The sequence below is a fragment of the Arcticibacter sp. genome (genome assembly GCF_045629565.1).
Taxonomy (GTDB): Bacteria; Bacteroidota; Bacteroidia; order Sphingobacteriales; family Sphingobacteriaceae; genus Arcticibacter.
This window is the reverse complement of the sequence record NZ_JAZQRL010000097.1, coordinates 1-17,446: the sequence shown is the minus strand read 5'-3', so window position 1 is coordinate 17,446 and position 17,446 is coordinate 1. Positions and strand designations below refer to the sequence as shown.

18 protein-coding genes are annotated in these 17,446 nt (G+C 48.6%); 6 read left to right on the top strand and 12 right to left on the bottom strand.

Going from position 1 to position 17,446, the window contains the following annotated elements:
- Positions 1 to 146: 146 nt before the first annotated feature.
- Genes ACKI5J_RS11875 through pyrF form a run of 9 tightly spaced genes read right to left on the bottom strand, consistent with a single transcriptional unit; the run spans position 147 to position 7,660 of the window.
- On the bottom strand, positions 147 to 455 hold the full coding sequence (locus tag ACKI5J_RS11875) for a hypothetical protein (RefSeq protein ID WP_407429691.1): 309 nt from the start codon (positions 453 to 455) through the stop codon (positions 147 to 149).
- Positions 456 to 497: 42 nt separating this feature from the next.
- A complete protein-coding gene (trxA, locus tag ACKI5J_RS11870; RefSeq protein ID WP_407429690.1) occupies positions 498 to 803 on the bottom strand; it encodes a thioredoxin in 306 nt (101 codons plus the stop codon).
- Positions 804 to 856: 53 nt separating this feature from the next.
- Positions 857 to 1,621, bottom strand: coding sequence for an MBL fold metallo-hydrolase (locus ACKI5J_RS11865; protein ID WP_407429689.1), 765 nt, complete (start codon positions 1,619 to 1,621; stop codon positions 857 to 859).
- Positions 1,618 to 1,893: a hypothetical protein gene (locus ACKI5J_RS11860; RefSeq protein ID WP_407429688.1), complete on the bottom strand. Its 276-nt coding sequence runs from the start codon at positions 1,891 to 1,893 to the stop codon at positions 1,618 to 1,620. Before ACKI5J_RS11860 ends, ACKI5J_RS11865 begins: the two co-directional genes overlap by 4 nt.
- A 12-nt stretch (positions 1,894 to 1,905) precedes the next feature.
- Positions 1,906 to 2,553 carry a LolA family protein gene (locus ACKI5J_RS11855; RefSeq protein ID WP_407429687.1) on the bottom strand — a complete coding sequence of 216 codons (648 nt, stop codon included), beginning with the start codon at positions 2,551 to 2,553 and terminating at the stop codon, positions 1,906 to 1,908.
- A gap of 53 nt (positions 2,554 to 2,606) precedes the next feature.
- The gene (locus tag ACKI5J_RS11850) at positions 2,607 to 5,246 is read right to left on the bottom strand and encodes a DNA translocase FtsK 4TM domain-containing protein (RefSeq protein WP_407429686.1); all 2,640 of its coding nucleotides are present in this window, start codon (positions 5,244 to 5,246) and stop codon (positions 2,607 to 2,609) included.
- Positions 5,247 to 5,297: 51 nt separating this feature from the next.
- Positions 5,298 to 5,519 carry a PspC family transcriptional regulator gene (locus ACKI5J_RS11845; RefSeq protein ID WP_106290924.1) on the bottom strand — a complete coding sequence of 74 codons (222 nt, stop codon included), beginning with the start codon at positions 5,517 to 5,519 and terminating at the stop codon, positions 5,298 to 5,300.
- Between the two features lies 1 nt (position 5,520).
- On the bottom strand, positions 5,521 to 6,798 hold the full coding sequence (locus tag ACKI5J_RS11840) for a DUF2851 family protein (RefSeq protein ID WP_407429685.1): 1,278 nt from the start codon (positions 6,796 to 6,798) through the stop codon (positions 5,521 to 5,523).
- A gap of 37 nt (positions 6,799 to 6,835) precedes the next feature.
- Positions 6,836 to 7,660, bottom strand: coding sequence for an orotidine-5'-phosphate decarboxylase (gene pyrF, locus ACKI5J_RS11835; protein WP_407429684.1), 825 nt, complete (start codon positions 7,658 to 7,660; stop codon positions 6,836 to 6,838).
- Positions 7,661 to 7,885: 225 nt separating this feature from the next.
- On the opposite strand from pyrF, the gene rho reads away from it, so the two are divergent.
- Together rho and pssA are read left to right on the top strand one after the other, a co-directional pair.
- The gene (gene rho, locus ACKI5J_RS11830; protein ID WP_407429683.1) at positions 7,886 to 9,724 is read left to right on the top strand and encodes a transcription termination factor Rho; all 1,839 of its coding nucleotides are present in this window, start codon (positions 7,886 to 7,888) and stop codon (positions 9,722 to 9,724) included.
- A gap of 15 nt (positions 9,725 to 9,739) precedes the next feature.
- The gene (pssA, locus tag ACKI5J_RS11825; protein WP_407429682.1) at positions 9,740 to 10,438 is read left to right on the top strand and encodes a CDP-diacylglycerol--serine O-phosphatidyltransferase; all 699 of its coding nucleotides are present in this window, start codon (positions 9,740 to 9,742) and stop codon (positions 10,436 to 10,438) included.
- Positions 10,439 to 10,476: 38 nt separating this feature from the next.
- Here the strand turns inward: pssA and ACKI5J_RS11820 are convergent, their stop codons facing one another.
- Both ACKI5J_RS11820 and folK read right to left on the bottom strand, forming a co-directional pair.
- Complete coding sequence (locus tag ACKI5J_RS11820; protein ID WP_407429681.1) at positions 10,477 to 10,842, bottom strand: Hpt domain-containing protein; 366 nt, start codon at positions 10,840 to 10,842, stop codon at positions 10,477 to 10,479.
- A 17-nt stretch (positions 10,843 to 10,859) separates the two neighbouring features.
- Complete coding sequence (gene folK / locus ACKI5J_RS11815) at positions 10,860 to 11,339, bottom strand: 2-amino-4-hydroxy-6-hydroxymethyldihydropteridine diphosphokinase (RefSeq protein ID WP_407429680.1); 480 nt, start codon at positions 11,337 to 11,339, stop codon at positions 10,860 to 10,862.
- An 80-nt stretch (positions 11,340 to 11,419) separates the two neighbouring features.
- On the opposite strand from folK, the gene sppA reads away from it, so the two are divergent.
- Entirely contained in the window at positions 11,420 to 13,186 is a 1,767-nt protein-coding gene (gene sppA, locus ACKI5J_RS11810) for a signal peptide peptidase SppA (RefSeq protein ID WP_407429679.1), read from the top strand.
- Positions 13,187 to 13,188: 2 nt separating this feature from the next.
- Here sppA and ACKI5J_RS11805 read toward each other — a convergent pair whose 3' ends face one another.
- A complete protein-coding gene (locus ACKI5J_RS11805; RefSeq protein ID WP_407429678.1) occupies positions 13,189 to 14,268 on the bottom strand; it encodes an AI-2E family transporter in 1,080 nt (359 codons plus the stop codon).
- A gap of 92 nt (positions 14,269 to 14,360) precedes the next feature.
- Here ACKI5J_RS11805 and ACKI5J_RS11800 point away from each other — a divergent pair, with 92 nt between their 5' ends.
- The 3 genes from ACKI5J_RS11800 to ACKI5J_RS11790 all read left to right on the top strand — a co-directional run.
- On the top strand, positions 14,361 to 16,058 hold the full coding sequence (locus tag ACKI5J_RS11800) for a helix-hairpin-helix domain-containing protein (RefSeq protein ID WP_407429677.1): 1,698 nt from the start codon (positions 14,361 to 14,363) through the stop codon (positions 16,056 to 16,058).
- Positions 16,033 to 16,998 (top strand): glycosyltransferase family 9 protein, encoded by a 966-nt coding sequence (locus ACKI5J_RS11795; protein WP_407429676.1) that lies wholly within the window; start codon positions 16,033 to 16,035, stop codon positions 16,996 to 16,998. The genes ACKI5J_RS11800 and ACKI5J_RS11795 overlap by 26 nt, the downstream gene beginning before the upstream one ends.
- Positions 16,995 to 17,446 (top strand): SixA phosphatase family protein (locus tag ACKI5J_RS11790; protein WP_407429675.1); only part of this gene is annotated, 452 nt, incomplete at its 3' end. The genes ACKI5J_RS11795 and ACKI5J_RS11790, both read left to right, overlap by 4 nt.

Genomic DNA, 17,446 nt, shown 5'->3' with positions numbered 1-17,446 from the left:
GTAAATAGAAGCGAAGGTGAATACACCCTAACCCTCAGCCACACAGAAACCGAATTCAACTTCCACGTCTACATAGGCACCATCAGCCGCGACCGCAAAAACGCCTCCAACAGCCTTTACCTAAACACCATCAGGTACCCTGCCCCCTAATGCTCCTGATCAAATAACCGGGGATCCTCAGCGAGGATCTCCATCTTCGGATTTCCGATATACTCCGCATACCACCTGATCGCTTCAATCACAAGCAAGGGATCGTCTCCGTCATAGTCCGACGTTTCGAAAGCCAGCAGATCGCCGCTATCGTTCGCGAAGAACTGCAGCTCATCTTCAGAAGGCTCAAACTTGTCCTTTCCAAGGCAGTAAACCCTGATCCTCAGCGATCCGTCCCGGTGCCTGATAATATCCTGACAAGCATTATTAGGGTCTTTAACCAATAGAAAAACTGTCTGATCCATGTTATTGTAATGAGGAAAATACTGTGTATGTTTTTAAAATAATCAGGAATACTGCCGTATCACCTGCTGCAGTTGTGCGCTGGTCAATACCCCCGATTGCCTCCACTTAATCTCTCCGTTTTTGAACAGAATGAGTGTAGGTACTCCCTGGACGTTATACGCTTGCGCGGCCGCAGGGTTCTTGTCAACATCAATTTTAATTATGGTTACCGAATCATCCAGCGTGCCCTTCAACTCAGTGAGTATGGGCGACATCATTTTGCAGGGACCGCACCATTCGGCGAAGAAGTCAACCAGCGTTGGCTTTTCTGAATGAATGATGTCTGAGAAGCTTGGTCTTGTGCTCATATGTGTATTTTCTAATACAACATCCGTTGCCCTTCTTGGTTTACAATAAATCACTAAAAATTAATCTTAAGTCCATCGTAAGCTAACGCTACACCATTGGGGAGTTCGGTACTGACATCCGCATGCTTGCCCAGAACGTGGCTGATATGCGTTAAATAAGTCTGTTCGGCCCCTATTTCTTGAGCCAGACTGATGGCTTCTTCCAGGGTAAAGTGTGAAATGTGTGAAGTTTTTTGCAACGCATTTAACACCAAAATCTTCGAGCCCCTTAGCTTGGCCTTCTCCGTTGGGGATATCGTCTTGCCGTCGGTGATGTAACTGAAGTCGCCGAAACGGAAACCGAGGACGGGCAGCATATAGTGCATAACCTCTATCGGTTGCACTTCTACTCCGGCAGCTGTAAAGGGATGATCCTTGTCGATGTCATGGAGTTCCAGCAGGGGTATGCCGTAATGCTTCTTCTCTGCAAAGGCGTAATGGAAGTCGCGCCTCAGGGCTTCCTGCACCCGTGGATGGGCATAGATATCCATTGCCCTGCCCTGGCGGTAATTGAAGGCTCTGACGTCGTCCAGACCGGCTATATGGTCTTTGTGCTCATGGGTAAAGATGACGGCGTCGAGGGTCTTCACTTTTTCCCGCAACATTTGGTAACGGAAATCAGGACCGGTGTCTACTACCAGACGTTTCCCCTCATGCTCGACCATGATCGAACTGCGAAGCCGCTTATCTTTCCGGTCTTCTGAGGTACATACTGGACATTCGCAACCGATTACCGGCACGCCCTGGGAGGTTCCTGTTCCTAAAAATGTAACGATCACAGCTGCAGTGTTGATTTTTTCAAAGTATAAAGAAACTGTTTTTGTTTCTCATTCAACGAATCTTCATCAACTTCAATTTCCTGGAGGAGTCCTGCGAGCACGTTTATTTTGCTTTCGAGTGTGGAAAAACGGTTTACAACGACGACTTTATTCTTATCCAGAATGCAGGCCGCCGTCCTGAAATTTCCTTTTTCATAGCGCACCTTGTACTCCAGATCCTTTAGGAGGGTCTCCAGTTTTTCCAGGGTGTGCTGTGTGTATGTAATGGGCATTAAGAATAGATTTTATCGCAAATCTACAACTTCTACGCCAGGGTAGCTGGCTTTCTGGAAGGCGAAGATCGAGTCGGATACCTTTGCTGGTGTAAGTGATTTAATGACATAGCTATAGCGGTTGCCATTTTTGTCGAAGACCATCGTTTTGGCAATCTGGCTGGTGGCTTTGTCTATAGTTAACCTGATCTTGAAGAAATTACTTCCTTCGGTTGTAGGGGTCAGATCGATGACGTGGAACACTTTGCCGCTCTGCCTGATATCGGGCAGGGCTACGTACTTGTATCCCTTTTCATAAATGCTGAAAATCCTTGCGGGGTTAATGGAGTTGGAGCTGTTGTCTACATCGCTCACGTTCACTTCATTGTCTTGCTTCAGGTAGGTCCACTGGGTCTTGCCATCGCTCATCAGGTCCTGCGTCGGGGTGATGATCTTATACTTGTTGGCTTTTGACCGGGTGTACAGGGTTCCGGATTCGGAATGTTTCATCTTACTTTTCGGATTTTCGATCGTATAGGTGAAGTCGGCCTTGATCACGGGAATGGATGCGTATTTCTTGCTGACTGCGGCCAGGATGGTCTTCGCTTTCGGGTCGGTCTGCGCCATGCTCAGACTGGCGAATACGAATAATATCAAGCTGGTTAAAAATGTTCTTTTCATGTGGCAGGTGTGTTTATACCTCTTATAGACTCGCATAACACGAAATAGTTTATCTATTTATCCAGGTTTTCGAGGAAATGCTCCAGGGCATAGTCGTCGGGCAGTAAGACTTCTCTTGCCTTGCTTCCTTCAAACGGCCCTACTACTCCTGCTGCTTCGAGCTGGTCGATGATTCTTCCTGCGCGGTTGTAACCGAGTTTCAGCTTACGCTGAATCAGGGATGTGGAACCTTGCTGGTGCATCACGATGAGTCTGGCTGCGTCTTCGAATAGTGGATCGCGGTTGCTGGCGTCAAAGTCTTTGGCTCCTCCTGCTTCTCCGTTCTCGTCTACGTATTCCGGCAGCATCCAGGCGGAGGCATAGCCGCGCTGCTCTCCGATAAAGTCGGAGATCCGCTCTACTTCTGGTGTGTCTACAAATGCGCACTGCAACCTGATCAGCTCACTTCCGGTAGCCAGCAGCATATCCCCTCTTCCGATCAGCTGGTCTGCACCTCCTGAATCGAGAATGGTACGGGAGTCGATCTTAGACAATACCCTGAAGGCTAAACGAGCCGGGAAGTTGGCTTTGATGGTACCGGTGATGATGTTAACGGACGGACGCTGTGTAGCGATCACGAGGTGAATACCAACGGCACGGGCTAACTGTGCGAGTCGCGCAATCGGGGTTTCTACTTCTTTTCCGGCGGTCATCATCAGATCGGCGAACTCGTCAATAATCAGTACGATGAACGGCAGGAAGCGGTGTCCTTCTTCGGGGTTCAGCTTACGGTTGACGAACTTCTGGTTGTATTCTTTGAGGTTACGTACTTGTGCGTTCTTCAGCAGGTCATAGCGCAGGTCCATCTCGATACAGAGTGAGTTCAGGGTATTGATTACTTTCTTGGTATCGGTGATGATCGCGTCTTCTTCTCCGGGCAGCTTGGCCAGGAAGTGTCTTTCGATCTTACGGAACAGCGTCAGCTCTACTTTCTTCGGATCGACGAGTACAAACTTCAGTTGTGATGGGTGCAGCTTGTATAACAGGGATACAAGAATGGCGTTAATACCGACGGATTTACCCTGACCGGTGGCTCCTGCTACCAGCAAGTGGGGCATTTTGGCCAGGTCGGCGATGTAAACCTCGTTGGAAATGGTCTTCCCTAATGCGATCGGAAGGTCCATGGTATTGTTCTGGAACTTCTCGGTGTTCATAATGGAACGCATGGCCACCATCTCGGGGTTCCGGTTGGGTACCTCGATACCAATGGTTCCTTTGCCGGGCATCGGCGCGATGATACGGATGCCGAGTGCGGCTAAGCTTAGCGCGATATCGTCTTCGAGGTTCTTGATCTTGGAAATACGTACGCCTGGTGCGGGAATGATCTCGTACAGGGTAACGGTGGGACCGATGGTCGCCTTGATCTTGTCGATCTCGATATTGTAATGGTTGAGGGTCTCAACGATCTTATTCTTGTTGGCCTCGAGCTCGTTCGGATCTACCTGGATCTTGTTGGATTTGTAGTTCTCCAGTAACTCGATCGGCGGATACTGGTAAGATGACAGGTCGAGCTTGGGGTCATATTGTCCGAACTGCTCTACCAGGTGATCTGCGGTCTTCTCTTCTGCGGTCTTCGTAATGGTGAAGGCTGGCTGTGCTTTTTCTTCTGCCGGCTTCGGCTCTTCGTTACGTTCTACATTCAGCGGAATGGAGCTGGCTGCTGATGCTGTAGCAACGGCAACGGCTGCGGGAGCTGCGTCTGCCAGGGGTGTTACCGATTCGAAAGGGATGACAGTCTTCGGAACGATGGGTTCGGGCCGGGACGGTTCTTCGTATGCTAATGGTGCGGTCACACGCTCCTGCTTCAGCGGAGGAAAGGGCTTTTCTTCTTCCGCTTTCTGTTGCTCTCTGTTGAACCGGCTGCGCTTGTTTTCTAATGGGAATTCTACGGGTTCGCTCCGGTAATCGTCTTCTGATTCCAGGTCGTCGGGTACCGGGGGAACGGCCAGCTGGATTTTCTTCTTTCTCTCGGGTATCTTGAAGTCTATATTATAAGCGATGATCAACGCGGTAAGGCCTGAAAAGCCCAGTAGTCCGGCTATTCCGGCATTTCCGATCTGGCCTTGTAAGAGGCGGTTGGTCCAGAAGCCGAATTCTCCTTCGAGGAAATGCGGATAGTCTGACCCAAAGCTATGGAAGAAGCCGATAGTGACGGAGGTGAAGATCAGCAGGAAGAAGGAATAGGCTAATGATTTGCCCAGTGGAAGGATCTTTACCTTAAACAACAGGCGATACCCGATAATAAACAGGATGCCAATGAATATAAAGGAGGCGACGCCAAACCATTGATAGATGAACTGGTGGGATAAGAGCGCACCTAAACGGCCAAGCCAGTTTTCTACGGGTAGTTCCTGTGGTCCTGCGGGTGCTATCTCTTCGGGCGGATTGAAGAAGTTACTCCATCCGCCGTTTGGCCCTGACACGTAACTCTGGTCATCCTGCCAGGTAAACAGGTAGGATGTGAAGGCTATCATAAAGAATATGGACAGGATCAGGAAAAATAGTCCTGCTATCTTGATTGCTCTCCCGTTATTGAATGTAAAGGTTGGTAATGCTTCTGCCTTTTCCTTAAGCAGGCGTCCTTTCCCCGCTGCTTTAGGCGCATCTTCCCCTCTGAATGAATTTGATCTGAACTGATTTCCTTTTACCGGCATCTGTAAGCGGTTTTATACCGTTCAAATATATGAAAGATATTTTTTTCGGGATTAAAAATCCCAGATGCGGGTGCGGATCCGTTTCATATAGGTTCTGATTCCCAGTACAAATGCGGCCAGAAAATAAAAGATTAATGGAAAGCCTACGGCCAGAAATGACGAGTAGATAAAGAATAAGCGGATTTTGGAGATAGACATATCAAATCGCTCCCCCAGATAAGTGGAAACACCGAAAGAATATCGCTCAAAAAAGGCTAAGACGCGTTGTATCATTTTAAGCGGAATTTATAATTCTTGCTCCGACAGCACAATTTACGCATTTTTTCTGATCGCAATATTTTTTTTTCAATTGCAGCAATGCCTGGGAGGTGTCGGCACTCGTAGACTTCACACCTATTTCTCTATATTTCAGCACGATACGATTCACTTCAGCGGGTATACTTTCCAGAAGGACGATGGAGCGTGTAAAAAAATGACTATTATCTGTGTATTTGCCGTAGCTGTATAAAGCGACTGAAACGGTGTTGATCAGGATGTTATTGACAGACTCCTTCCCGAGCGTCGCGGCGATTTTTGCGCTCGCTTTTCCGGGCTTATTGTGGCTCTGCCAATAGCTGCTCATGCTGATTCCTTCAAAAAGCTTTCTGAGTTCTGCGGCATCTTCGGCCTCCAGGATCCGGGAGAACAGATGCACGGAGCGGTATACCAGTGCTGCGAATTGTGCCAGCCGTACTACGGGGAAGTTTTGTGGTCGAAGCCGCAGGTGCTTCCAGAGGTACGATTCGATGGGCCTAAGCCTATACTTATGACGGAGATAGCGGTACTCTTCCTGTAAACGGCGAATGTATTCGTCTGAAGCGGGTTCCTCGAGGAAACCTGCCTGTCCGAATAACAATGCTTCCAGTTGAAAGAGGCTGTCCCGGTGCTTGTCGAGTATGCGGATGGGCAGCGACCTGGCCAGCAGCTCGAAGGGCAGGGCGTTAAGCTGGAAGCCGAAGGTCCGGCAAAGCAGAATATAGAAGGTTTCTGACCAGTCGCCCTGACGGGAGTGCAGCAGCTCGCCTACTTGTGCGGATTTTTCTTCCATTCTTTCGATCAGCATGCGTTGCAGGCAGTCCTGCACGTATATGGGATCGACCTGCGACAGCTGCTTTTCGCAGGGAATCCAGTTCATATTTTGGATAAGCTGCAGATAGCGTTCCTGAATATTTTCGGGGATATAGGGTTTAATGATCAATACGGAAGGCTCTGTTCCGTCGGCACGAAATACGCGCATGTCGTTTTCGCAGACCACGTGCAGGATCACGTTATTATAGGCTTTGTCGGTGGAGTGACCATGGCGCTCCCAGTCAGACGCCCTGATATGGATCTCGGCAGTGCCGATCCAGGTAGTGCTGCCGATGCGGACCTTAACCTCGGTAAAATCCGGACCCGCATGACTGTTGCAAAAACCCGGTGAAATAATTTCCACAGGCTCATTCCTGGAGGTCAGCAGCGTCTTTTGGTTAAACAGCCTGAACCTCCAGATAAAATTGATAAGGTCTTCATTCATGTTGCATTCAACTATATCCTAGCAGAATACACGCCACTTACATCGATTCAAGTATCCGCTTCATTTCGTTTTGAACTTTCCGTGCTTCTGCCGCCGCTGCTTCCGCAAAATCCTTCCCGGATGATGCATATATCACCGCACGTGATGAGTTGATGAGTAATCCGCAATCTTTATTCATTCCATATTGACAAACGTCCTGCAGGTTTCCGCCTTGTGCGCCTACGCCTGGAACGAGCAGGAAGTGATCTGGTGCGTGTTTACGTATGGTGAGGAAGGACTCCCCTCTTGTAGCGCCGACAACAAACATGATGTTATCGTTGGTGCCCCAACCGGATACGGTTTGAATGACCCGCTCGAAAAGCATGGTCTCTTCTGCTACGGGCAGGAACTGGAAATCTTTACTGCCTTCGTTAGAAGTCAGCGCAAGTACAATGGCCCATTTGTTTTCAAACTTCAGGAAGGGCTTCACCGAGTCTGCTCCCATATAAGGTGCTACCGTTACTGAATCGAAGCTCATCCCGGATGATTCGGCCTGAAAAAAGGCTTTTGCATACATCTCGGAGGTATTGCCTATGTCGCCGCGCTTGGCATCGGCTATACTAAAGGTGTCTTTCGGCAGCTCATTCCATGTGCGGATCAGACTTTGCCATCCGGCTAAGCCGCGGCTTTCATAGAATGCGGTATTGATCTTATAGGATACGCAATATTCTTTTGTGGCATCGATGATCTGCTTATTAAACTCATAAACAGGATCTTCAGCATCAAGAAGGTGTTCTGGAATTTTGGTAATATCTGTGTCAAGTCCGATGCAAAGGAAGGATTTTTTGGTCCGGATCTGCTCAATTAGCTCTGTACGATTCATAGTAATAATAAGCTTCAAAGTAACCAAAACATTAAAGGGCATTAAAATTTTTTTTCATATTTTTTGTTTTTTACGATTTATTCGCTTAGAATTGTGCTTTATCTCAAAAAAGCAGTCCCCTCTTTCTCAAAAGAAAACTCATCAGCCTTATTTTTGCACATGAATTTCTTTTACGGGTGTGGACTAAACTCTTACAAAAAGAATCCTATATAATATTTCAATTGAATGGAAATTACTGAATTGAACGACAAGCTTGTGTCCGAGCTTCGTGAGATTGCCAAATCCTTTGGTGTTGAAGGCTCAGATGCCTTAAGAAAACAAGAACTTATCACTAAAATAAAGGCTCATCAATCACAAAGTGCTGTTGCTGCTGGCGAGGGTTCCTCATCAATTGATTCCAGTGCTGCAAGCGGCGCGAGCGTTGACGGAGAAAAACCGAAGAAACGCACCAGATCTGTAAAAACGAAGACAGATGCGGTAAAAGCTGCGGCGGCAAGTGCTGCGCAGGAGACACTTTTTGCTGCCCCTGCCCCGGAATCGGATGCTACTATAGAAAATACAGCTGAAGCTGCTCAGGCTCCTGCCGAAAATACACCTGCGTTTGTTGAAGCCGCGGCAACTCCTGTTGAAGCTGCTCCGGCACCGGTTGAAAACAAACCGGCTGAAAGTGCTGAACCTGCTGCTGCTCCGGCACAGCCTAACCAGCGCCCAAGAAGACAGATCACTATTAAGCATGACAGAGCGATCACTCCTCCTTCGGAACAACCCAGAAGACGTGAAGAGCCTTCAGCAAATGCTGAAGCTCCTGCAGGCGAACGGGCCCCCAAGTTTGAAAAACGCTTTAACACCCCTACGGGCAGAACCGTAGAGGCGCGCCCGGTGGAAAGATCTGTTGAAAGACCTCAGGAACAAAGGCTTTCTGATCAGAACGCTGCGGTGAACCTGGATTTTGACAATGTCATTGTGAATGAAGGTGTTCTGGAGATCATGCCTGATGGTTATGGCTTCCTGCGCTCTTCTGACTATAACTACCTGACTTCTCCTGATGATATTTATGTATCTCAGTCGCAGATCAAACTTTTCGGCTTAAAAACCGGCGATACGGTACGCGGAAGCATCCGCCCTCCGAAAGAAGGCGAAAAATATTTCCCGCTGGTTCGGGTAGAAGCGATTAACGGCCGGATGCCTGCTGAGGTAAGGGATCGTGTACCGTTTGACTTCCTGACTCCTCTTTTTCCTTCTGAGAAGCTGAACCTGTTCATGGATACCAGTCATAACTCGACGCGTATCATCGATATGTTCACGCCTATTGGTAAGGGTCAGCGTGGTTTGATCGTTGCGCAGCCTAAGACCGGTAAGACGATCTTATTGAAGGATGTGGCAAACGCCATCGCAAAGAACCACCCCGAGGTTTATCTGATCATCCTGTTGATCGATGAGCGTCCGGAAGAGGTGACGGATATGGCGAGAAGTGTACGTGCCGAGGTGGTTTCATCGACGTTTGATGAGCCTGCTGAGCGTCACGTAAAAATCGCCAATATCGTGTTGGAAAAGGCGAAGAGAATGGTGGAGTGCGGACACGATGTGGTGATCCTGCTTGACTCGATCACTCGTCTGGCCCGCGCTTATAATACGGTTGCCCCTGCTTCCGGAAAGATCCTTTCGGGTGGTGTGGATGCGAATGCGCTTCACAAACCGAAGCGTTTCTTCGGTGCGGCACGTAATATTGAGGATGGCGGTTCACTGACTATCCTGGCTACTGCACTGATCGATACGGGTTCTAAAATGGACGAGGTTATCTTCGAGGAATTCAAGGGTACTGGTAACATGGAGCTTCAGCTTGACCGTAAGCTGGCCAACAAACGTATCTATCCTGCTATCGATCTTACTGCATCGAGCACCCGTCGTGATGATCTTCTTCATGACAGGGAGAACCTGCAAAGGATCTGGATCTTGCGTAACCACCTGGCGGATATGAACTCTCAGGAATCAATGGAATTCTTGCTGAGCCAGATGAGAGGTACTAAATCAAATGAGGAATTTTTAATTTCGATGAACAGCTAATTCAAATTAGTATTGATGAAAAAACATATACCTAACGCCATCACGTGCCTGAACTTGTTCAGCGGGTGCATAGGCGTTACGTTTGCTTTCAGTAATGATCTGACTTTAGCTGCTTATTTTATTGTTATTGCCGCACTGTTCGACTTTGTTGACGGACTTATTGCAAGGGCACTTCATGTATATTCTCCGATGGGGAAGGAACTGGATTCTCTGGCTGACATGATCAGCTTTGGTCTCTTGCCTGCCGCGATTGTTTACCAGTTGTTCCTGCAGGCTCCTCAGGTTGGGGAGATGAGTGAATACCTGAAGTTCTCGGCGTTCTTTATCGCGATGTTTTCTGCTCTTCGTTTGGCTAAGTTTAACATTGATCCGCGCCAGGGTGACCATTTCATCGGCTTGCCGACTCCGGCAAATGCCTTGCTGGTAGGTTCGCTGCCGATGATCATTGCCGCAGGAAGCGGGGCGCTGGATGCTTATATCCTGAACCCATTCTTCTTGTTTGTGTTCAGCATAGGAACGGGATTCCTCCTGGTGATGGAAGTTCCGCTGATTTCACTGAAGTTCAGGAATTTCGGCTTGCAGGAGAACCTTTACCGGTATATCCTGCTGGGGTCTTCTATCTTCCTGGTTTTGCTCCTGAAGTTTGTAGCGATTCCGATCATCATTTTTATTTATATCGTTTTATCGATCATCCAGTTTACACGGGTGAGATAAGACTTGAAGGGATCCATGGTTAGCATGGATCTTTTTTTTTATATTTTGGAGGCCAGCTCGGCCCGTGCCTGCTGCAAACCTTCATAGATCTGCTCACAGGTACCATTGATCTCCTGAAAACTTTCCTGAATAGTAGAGAGGTTTGTCTGCGCCCTTGCGTTGGATTCCAGTTCCTGCATTTTCACACGCAGATCTTCTGCACCTACAAATGCCAGCGTGGGCTTAATCTTATGAGCCATGTCTCCGGCGGCTTTCCAGTCCTGCTGCTGTATCGCGGCCCCCAGCTGCCCGAAATATCCCGGCGTCTGCTCCAGGAAGATATCGATCATATCAATTACGAATTCTACATTCCCTCCGGCTATATCGTTCAGATAAGAGAGATCGACCTTGAATGTGTTGCTCATGGTATCAATTATAGGTTCTAAATCTTTTCAACAATTAGTGTGTCTTTTAGTTGTGCGTACAGCTGCTTAACGGTTTTGCCGAATACGGGATGCTCCAGTGAAGGGGCTATTTCCATCAAAGGTTCCAGGACGAACCGCCGTTCCTGCATCAGGGGGTGCGGTATGATCAGATGAGGTTCGTTGATCTGTTCCTCATCGTAAAAAAGTATATCGATATCTATCGTTCGGGACCCCCATTTTTCTTCTCTTTTTCGCTCCAGGTCTGCTTCAATCTGCTGAAGCGTTGCCAGCAGCGCCTGCGGACGGAGTGCTGACTCGATCTGAAGTACCTGATTGAGGTACTCGGGGAGGTCTGCTTTACCCCATGACTCGGTACGATAGACAGCGGATTTTTGCAGTACTTTTCCAGCCTCTCTCTCTATGCTTATGGTAGCTTTATGGAGATACATCAGCCTGTCGCCCAAATTGCTCCCAAGTAGTATAAAGACTGAATGCATAAAAATTCTTTTGCTGTAACGTTTCAAATATATTCATATCTAATTGCATATACTTGTATAACTATTAAGTTTTGATACCAATGAAGGGTTTTTTTAAGTTTGTTTTTGCCTCCATGCTGGGATTTTTCCTGTCATTTATAGTAATCGGGATCCTTTTGATCCTGCTCATTGTCGGCATCGCGTCTTCATCAGGCAGTCAGGAGGTGAAGGTAGAACCTGGTTCGATCATTCATGTTTCACTGAGTGTCCCGATTTTGGAGCGAACGGTTAAAGGTCCGCTCGATGATATTAATTTCTCGGGAGTGGGCGTGAGTAAAAACATGGGCCTGAATGATATTCTGGTGGCTTTAAAACGAGCGAAAACAGACGATAATATCAAAGGCATTTACCTGGACCTGTCGGTTGTACAGGCGGGAATGGCTACAGTGGAGGAGATTCGTAACGGGCTGCTCGACTTCAAGAAATCCAAGAAATTCGTCATCGCATACAGTGAGGTATATTCACAAAAAGCTTATTACCTGGCTTCTGTAGCCGACAAAGTTTACCTGAATCCGGAAGGACTCCTGGAGTTTACAGGTATGAGCTCTCAGTCTGTTTTCTTCAAAGGCGCTCTGGAGAAGCTGGGTATTGAACCACAGATCATTAAAGTGGGCACTTTCAAGAGTGCTGTGGAACCCTTCATCCTCGACAAGATGAGTGATGCGAACAGAAAGCAGGTCACTTCATTCCTGGGTTCCATCTATGATCATATGCTAACTCGGGTTTCGGCTTCCAGAAAGATTCCGAAGGACTCCTTGTTCGCCATCGCCAACCAGTTGAAGGTGCAGCAAGCGAAGGATGCGGTCACTTATAAACTGGCGGATGCGCTTCGCTATAAGGATGAAGTTATCGATGAGCTTAAAGCGAAGACGGGCATCGACAAAAAGAAAGATATTAAATCGGTAACCCTGAGCGGCTATATCAAGGGCAACCGCCCTGATGAAGGTGACCTGGATTCCCGTGTCGCGATGGTTTACGCCTCCGGCGAAATTATGGGTGGAGAAGGTGATGATGAGATGATCGGCTCGGAACGTATTTCCAGAACCTTGCGTAAGGTGCGTACGGATGAGAAGGTTAAAGCGGTAGTACTTCGTGTGAACTCTCCGGGTGGCAGTGCTCTGGCGTCTGATGTGATCTGGCGCGAGGTGGCCCTTACGCGTAAAGTAAAACCGGTGATTGTTTCTATGGGCGATGTTGCTGCTTCAGGTGGCTACTATATTGCTTGTGCTGCTGACTCTATTTTTGCTCAGCCGAATACAATAACCGGTTCGATCGGTGTCTTTGGCATCCTTCCGAATATGCAGAACTTCTTTAATGATAAGCTGGGGATTACCTTTGATCAGGTGAAAACAGCGGAATATGCTGACCTGGGTTCGGTTACACGTCCGCTTACAGTTGGCGAGCGGATGATCGTCCAGAATGAGGTTAACCGTGTTTACGGCACGTTCACCAAGCGGGTTGCTGATGGGCGGAAGAAGACGCAGTCTTATGTTGACGGTGTCGGTCAGGGACGTGTCTGGAGCGGAACTGAAGCATTGAAGATCGGCCTGGTTGACCGTTTGGGTAATGTGCAGGATGCGGTGAACTCCGCTGTAAAAATGGCTAAGCTCAAGAATTATAAATTAGTGGAATACCCTACGCAGAAAGATCCGTTTGAATCGATCTTCAGCAGCGGTGAGGATAAACTGAAAGAACATTATGCGAAGCTTCAGTTTGGTGAGAGCTACAATTACTATAAGCAATTGAAGACCATCCTTCAGGGTACTGGTGTACAGGCCAGAATGATGTATAACCTGGAGATTAAATAGGGTTATTTGAACATATTTTTCATCTTGCTGATGAAACCGCTGTCTTTCTTTTCTCTTCGCTCTCCTCCTATCAGGTAAGCGTAAGGTCTCAGCGGCTCCACATTATCGCAGATGATCTTCGCTATTCCGAGAAGCGGAATGGCAAGGACCATTCCGGGTATGCCCCAGAGCATTTCACCGAGAACCAGGACGAGAATGGTGAAAAGAGGGTTGATATTTACTTCCGCACCGACTACCAGGGGTTCGATAATATAGGACTGCACAAACTGCACCACGAAGTAGGTTGCCAGCACGCCAAGCACCATACTCCCGCCGCCGCCCTGAGAAATGGCCATCAGCACGGTAAAGCCCGTACCGGTCAGGTTTCCTACAAAGGGTACGATTTCAAGCAGTCCGCATAGCACGGCAAAAAAGATGGCTCCTTCGATGCCCACAATGGAAAAGCCGATTCCGTACATTACCCAGAGCATAACGATCATCATGGAGAGGCCTGACAAGTACTGAAAGGCAACCTTTGCTGACTCATTGATTACTTTTTCGGTGCGTTGCATTTGTTCTACAGGAACGAGCATCAGGATAAACTTTTTCAGCCGGCTGCGGTACAGGACAAACAGGAAGGTGTACACCGTTACGAGAATAAAGTCCACAGCTATGCCCATTAGGGCGGTAATGACCCCGGCCATCTGGTTGGTAGTAGCGTCTTGCTGCTTATCGATAATTTCAGTTTGCTTCTGCCTGGATATGCCAACGGTATTACTGATATAGCTTTCTATCTTGTCGCGCAGGCCGCTGAGATGATGCTGCATCTGGGAAAAGTCTTTTGCCAAATCGGACAATTGCCAGGCGAAGATGAGCACCAGTCCTCCGATAATGGTCAGCAGGATCAGGATGCAGAGCGCCGCAGACACGCCCCTGTGTACTCCTTTCGATTCAACCCGTCTGCAATAGGGCAAAATGAGCGTGGCGATAATTCCTCCGAAACTGAGCGGGATCAGGAATTCGGCGGCAAAATAAAGTCCTCCGAACAGCAGGAACAAAAAGGCAAGAACTTTAATGGAATCGGTAAGAGAAACTTGAGCCATGGGCGAAATGAAGATGGTGTTTTTTGTAGAACAGAAAAGCGGGGATAGGGTTTTGAATAGTCTTTGCGAACATAATTTCCTATTTTTGACCGATGGAAAATAAGCCCATATCGCGAATCCTGCGGCTGTTAAGTCAGCTTATGGAGCTTCACGGAGAGAACTCATTTAAAACAAAAACTATTGCCAATGCGGCGCTGGCTATCGGCAAGCTTCCTTTTGATGTAGCGTCGAAGAGCCTTGAGGAGCTTTCGGCTGTTCAGGCTATCGGCAAAAGCGTTGCCGGGAAGGTCCGCGAGATCGTTGAAACCGGTACGACAAAGGAGCTGGAGGCACTGCTTGCGGAGACGCCGCCGGGAATAGTGGAGATCATGAGTATCAAAGGGCTTGGCCCCAAAAAGGTCCTGGTGATCTGGAAGGAGCTTGGCATTGAGAATATCGGTGAGCTTTTTTATGCCTGCAACGAAAACCGGCTGATGGAGGCCAAGGGTTTCGGATTAAAGACGCAGGAAGACATCAGGAAGTCGATCGAGTTTAAGATGGCGAGCAGCGGACGCTTCTTATATGCGCATGTTCATGGTTTTGCGAAAGGACTGCTTGTTGGATTGAGGGAGATTGCGGGAACTGAGCTGATATCCTTTACAGGAGCGTTTCGGCGCAAGGCGGAGATCATTGATGGTCTGGACATCTTAATAGGTGCCCCGGTTTTGGACGCGGTTGTTTCCTGGATTGCGTCTGCTGAAGACTTGCAGCTGGTTGAACGTGGTGATGATTTTGTGACGGCGGAGAACGGTTGGGGTGTGAAGGTATACATCCGGTTCTGTCAGGCTGACGCGTATTTTAAGGAACTGGTTTTGCAGACGGGAAGTGCGGAGCATCTGGAGGAGCTGTCGGCGAGGTTGAAAGAGACGCCTTTGGTTATTGGCTCTGAGGAAGAATATTATCAGGCTGCAGGCCTGCCTCTTATTGAGCCAGAGCTGCGTGAAGGGGTGTTTGAGTTTGGTCTTGCGGAGAAGAATGCGCTGCCTCAGCTGATCTGCTACGAGGACCTGAAAGGGACGCTGCATAACCATAGCACCTGGAGTGATGGTGCCAACTCGCTGGAAGAGATGGCGCGGTTTTGCAGGGACGAGATGAAGATTGAATACCTGGGGATCTGTGATCACTCGAAATCGGCTTTTTATGCAAAGGGCCTGAGCGAGGAACGGGTACTGGCTCAGCATGCGGAGATCGATGCGCTGAATGCGAAGTTTGCTCCGTTTAAGATATTTAAGGGTATTGAATCGGATATCCTGTTTGATGGCTCGCTGGACTACCCGGTGGAGATCTTGTCGAAGTTTGACTTTGTAGTGGCTTCGATCCACTCGGTGTTCAAGATGTCGGAAGAGAAGGCGACGAGTCGTTTGATCAAGGCGATTGAAAACCCCTATACGACGATCTTGGGGCATCCAACGGGACGCCTGCTGCTGAGCAGAAGCGGTTATCCGGTGAACATACCCCAGGTTATTGATGCCTGTGCGGCGAACGGCGTGGTGATAGAGATCAACGCCAATCCGCTGCGGCTGGATATTGACTGGCGCTGGCATCAGTACGCTATTGAAAAGGGCGTGATGCTGTCGGTTAACCCGGATGCGCACAGCGTGAGGGGTTTCCAGGATATTCACTATGGCGTTATCGCCGCCCGCAAAGGGGGCGTGGCAGCGGAAAACTGCCTGAATGCTTTAAATTTAACGGAGATAAGTGCTTTTTTTGAAAGCAGACGTGCCCATGAAAATACTCATCATACGATTTAGTTCCATAGGGGACATTGTGCTGACGACGCCGGTGATCCGCTGCGTCAAGCAGCAGCTTCCGGGTGTCGAAGTACATTATATCACGAAGAAGGCCTATGAGAGTGTTCTGAAGTTTAACCCCTATATCGATAAGCTGCACCTGCTGGAAGGCTCTCTTTCTGAGCAGATCCGCAGGCTTAAGGAAGAGAAGTTTGACTTCGTGGTGGATCTGCATCATAATTTGCGGACGCTGCGGATCAAGCGGGCACTGGGTGCTAAATCTGCCTCTTTTAATAAGCTGAATGTGGAGAAGTTCCTGCTGGTTAATTTAATGATCAACAGGCTGCCGGATGTACATATCGTTGACCGCTATCTGGAAACGGTTGCTTCGCTGGGTGTGAAGAACGACGGCAAGGGTCTGGATTACTTCCTGGGTGAGGATTATGCTCTGGACCGGATGCTCCCCACCAGCCATCAGGATTATACCGGCTTCGCTATTGGTGCCCAGCATGCGACGAAGAGACTTCCGCTGGAGAAGATCATCCGGATCTGCGAGCAGACGGAGGGTGCTATCGTGCTTTTAGGCGGCAAGGAAGACCGGGCAGTTGGCGATGCAGTACTGCGGGCGGTGGGCGAGCGCGTTTTCAATAGCTGCGGGAGCTTCTCGCTGAATGAATCGGCCTTTCTGGTAAAAATGTCCCGTCAGATGGTGAGTCATGACACGGGACTGATGCATATCGCCGCGGCTTTAAATAAAAAAATTGTTTCGGTTTGGGGTAATACGGTTCCTGAATTCGGGATGTACCCTTATAAAACGGACCGGCATTATACGGCTGAGGTTAAGGGTTTGCCTTGCAGACCTTGCTCTAAGATAGGTTATGAGAAGTGTCCGCGTGGCCATTTCAAGTGTATGAACCATCAGGACGACAGGATGATCGCCTCTATATTAAATGATATATGAAAAAACTGCTGATTATCCGACACGGGAAATCGGACTGGAGCAAGCCTGGTCTCGGAGATTTTGAGCGCACGTTAAATGAACGTGGACTGCGAAACGCACCTGATATGGCCAGACGAATAATGGAGCGGAATGAGGTTCCTCAGGCGGTGGTATCGAGTCCGGCCATTCGCGCGAAAACTACCGCTGAGATCTTTTGCGGGGAATGGGGCTATCCGGTTGCTGATATCCTGTTTAAGGAAGAGATCTATGAAGCATCGCCTTCGACGCTGCTGAAAGTGATCAACGGGCTGGACGACCGTTATGATTCGGTTGCGCTTTTTGGTCATAACCCGGGCTTGACGGAGATCGTGGTTGAGCTTTGTAACAGTGATCTGTATAACCTGCCAACCTGTGGTGTTGTGCTGATCAGCTTCCCTTTTGAGAGCTGGCAAATGGTAAGCCGCCAGAC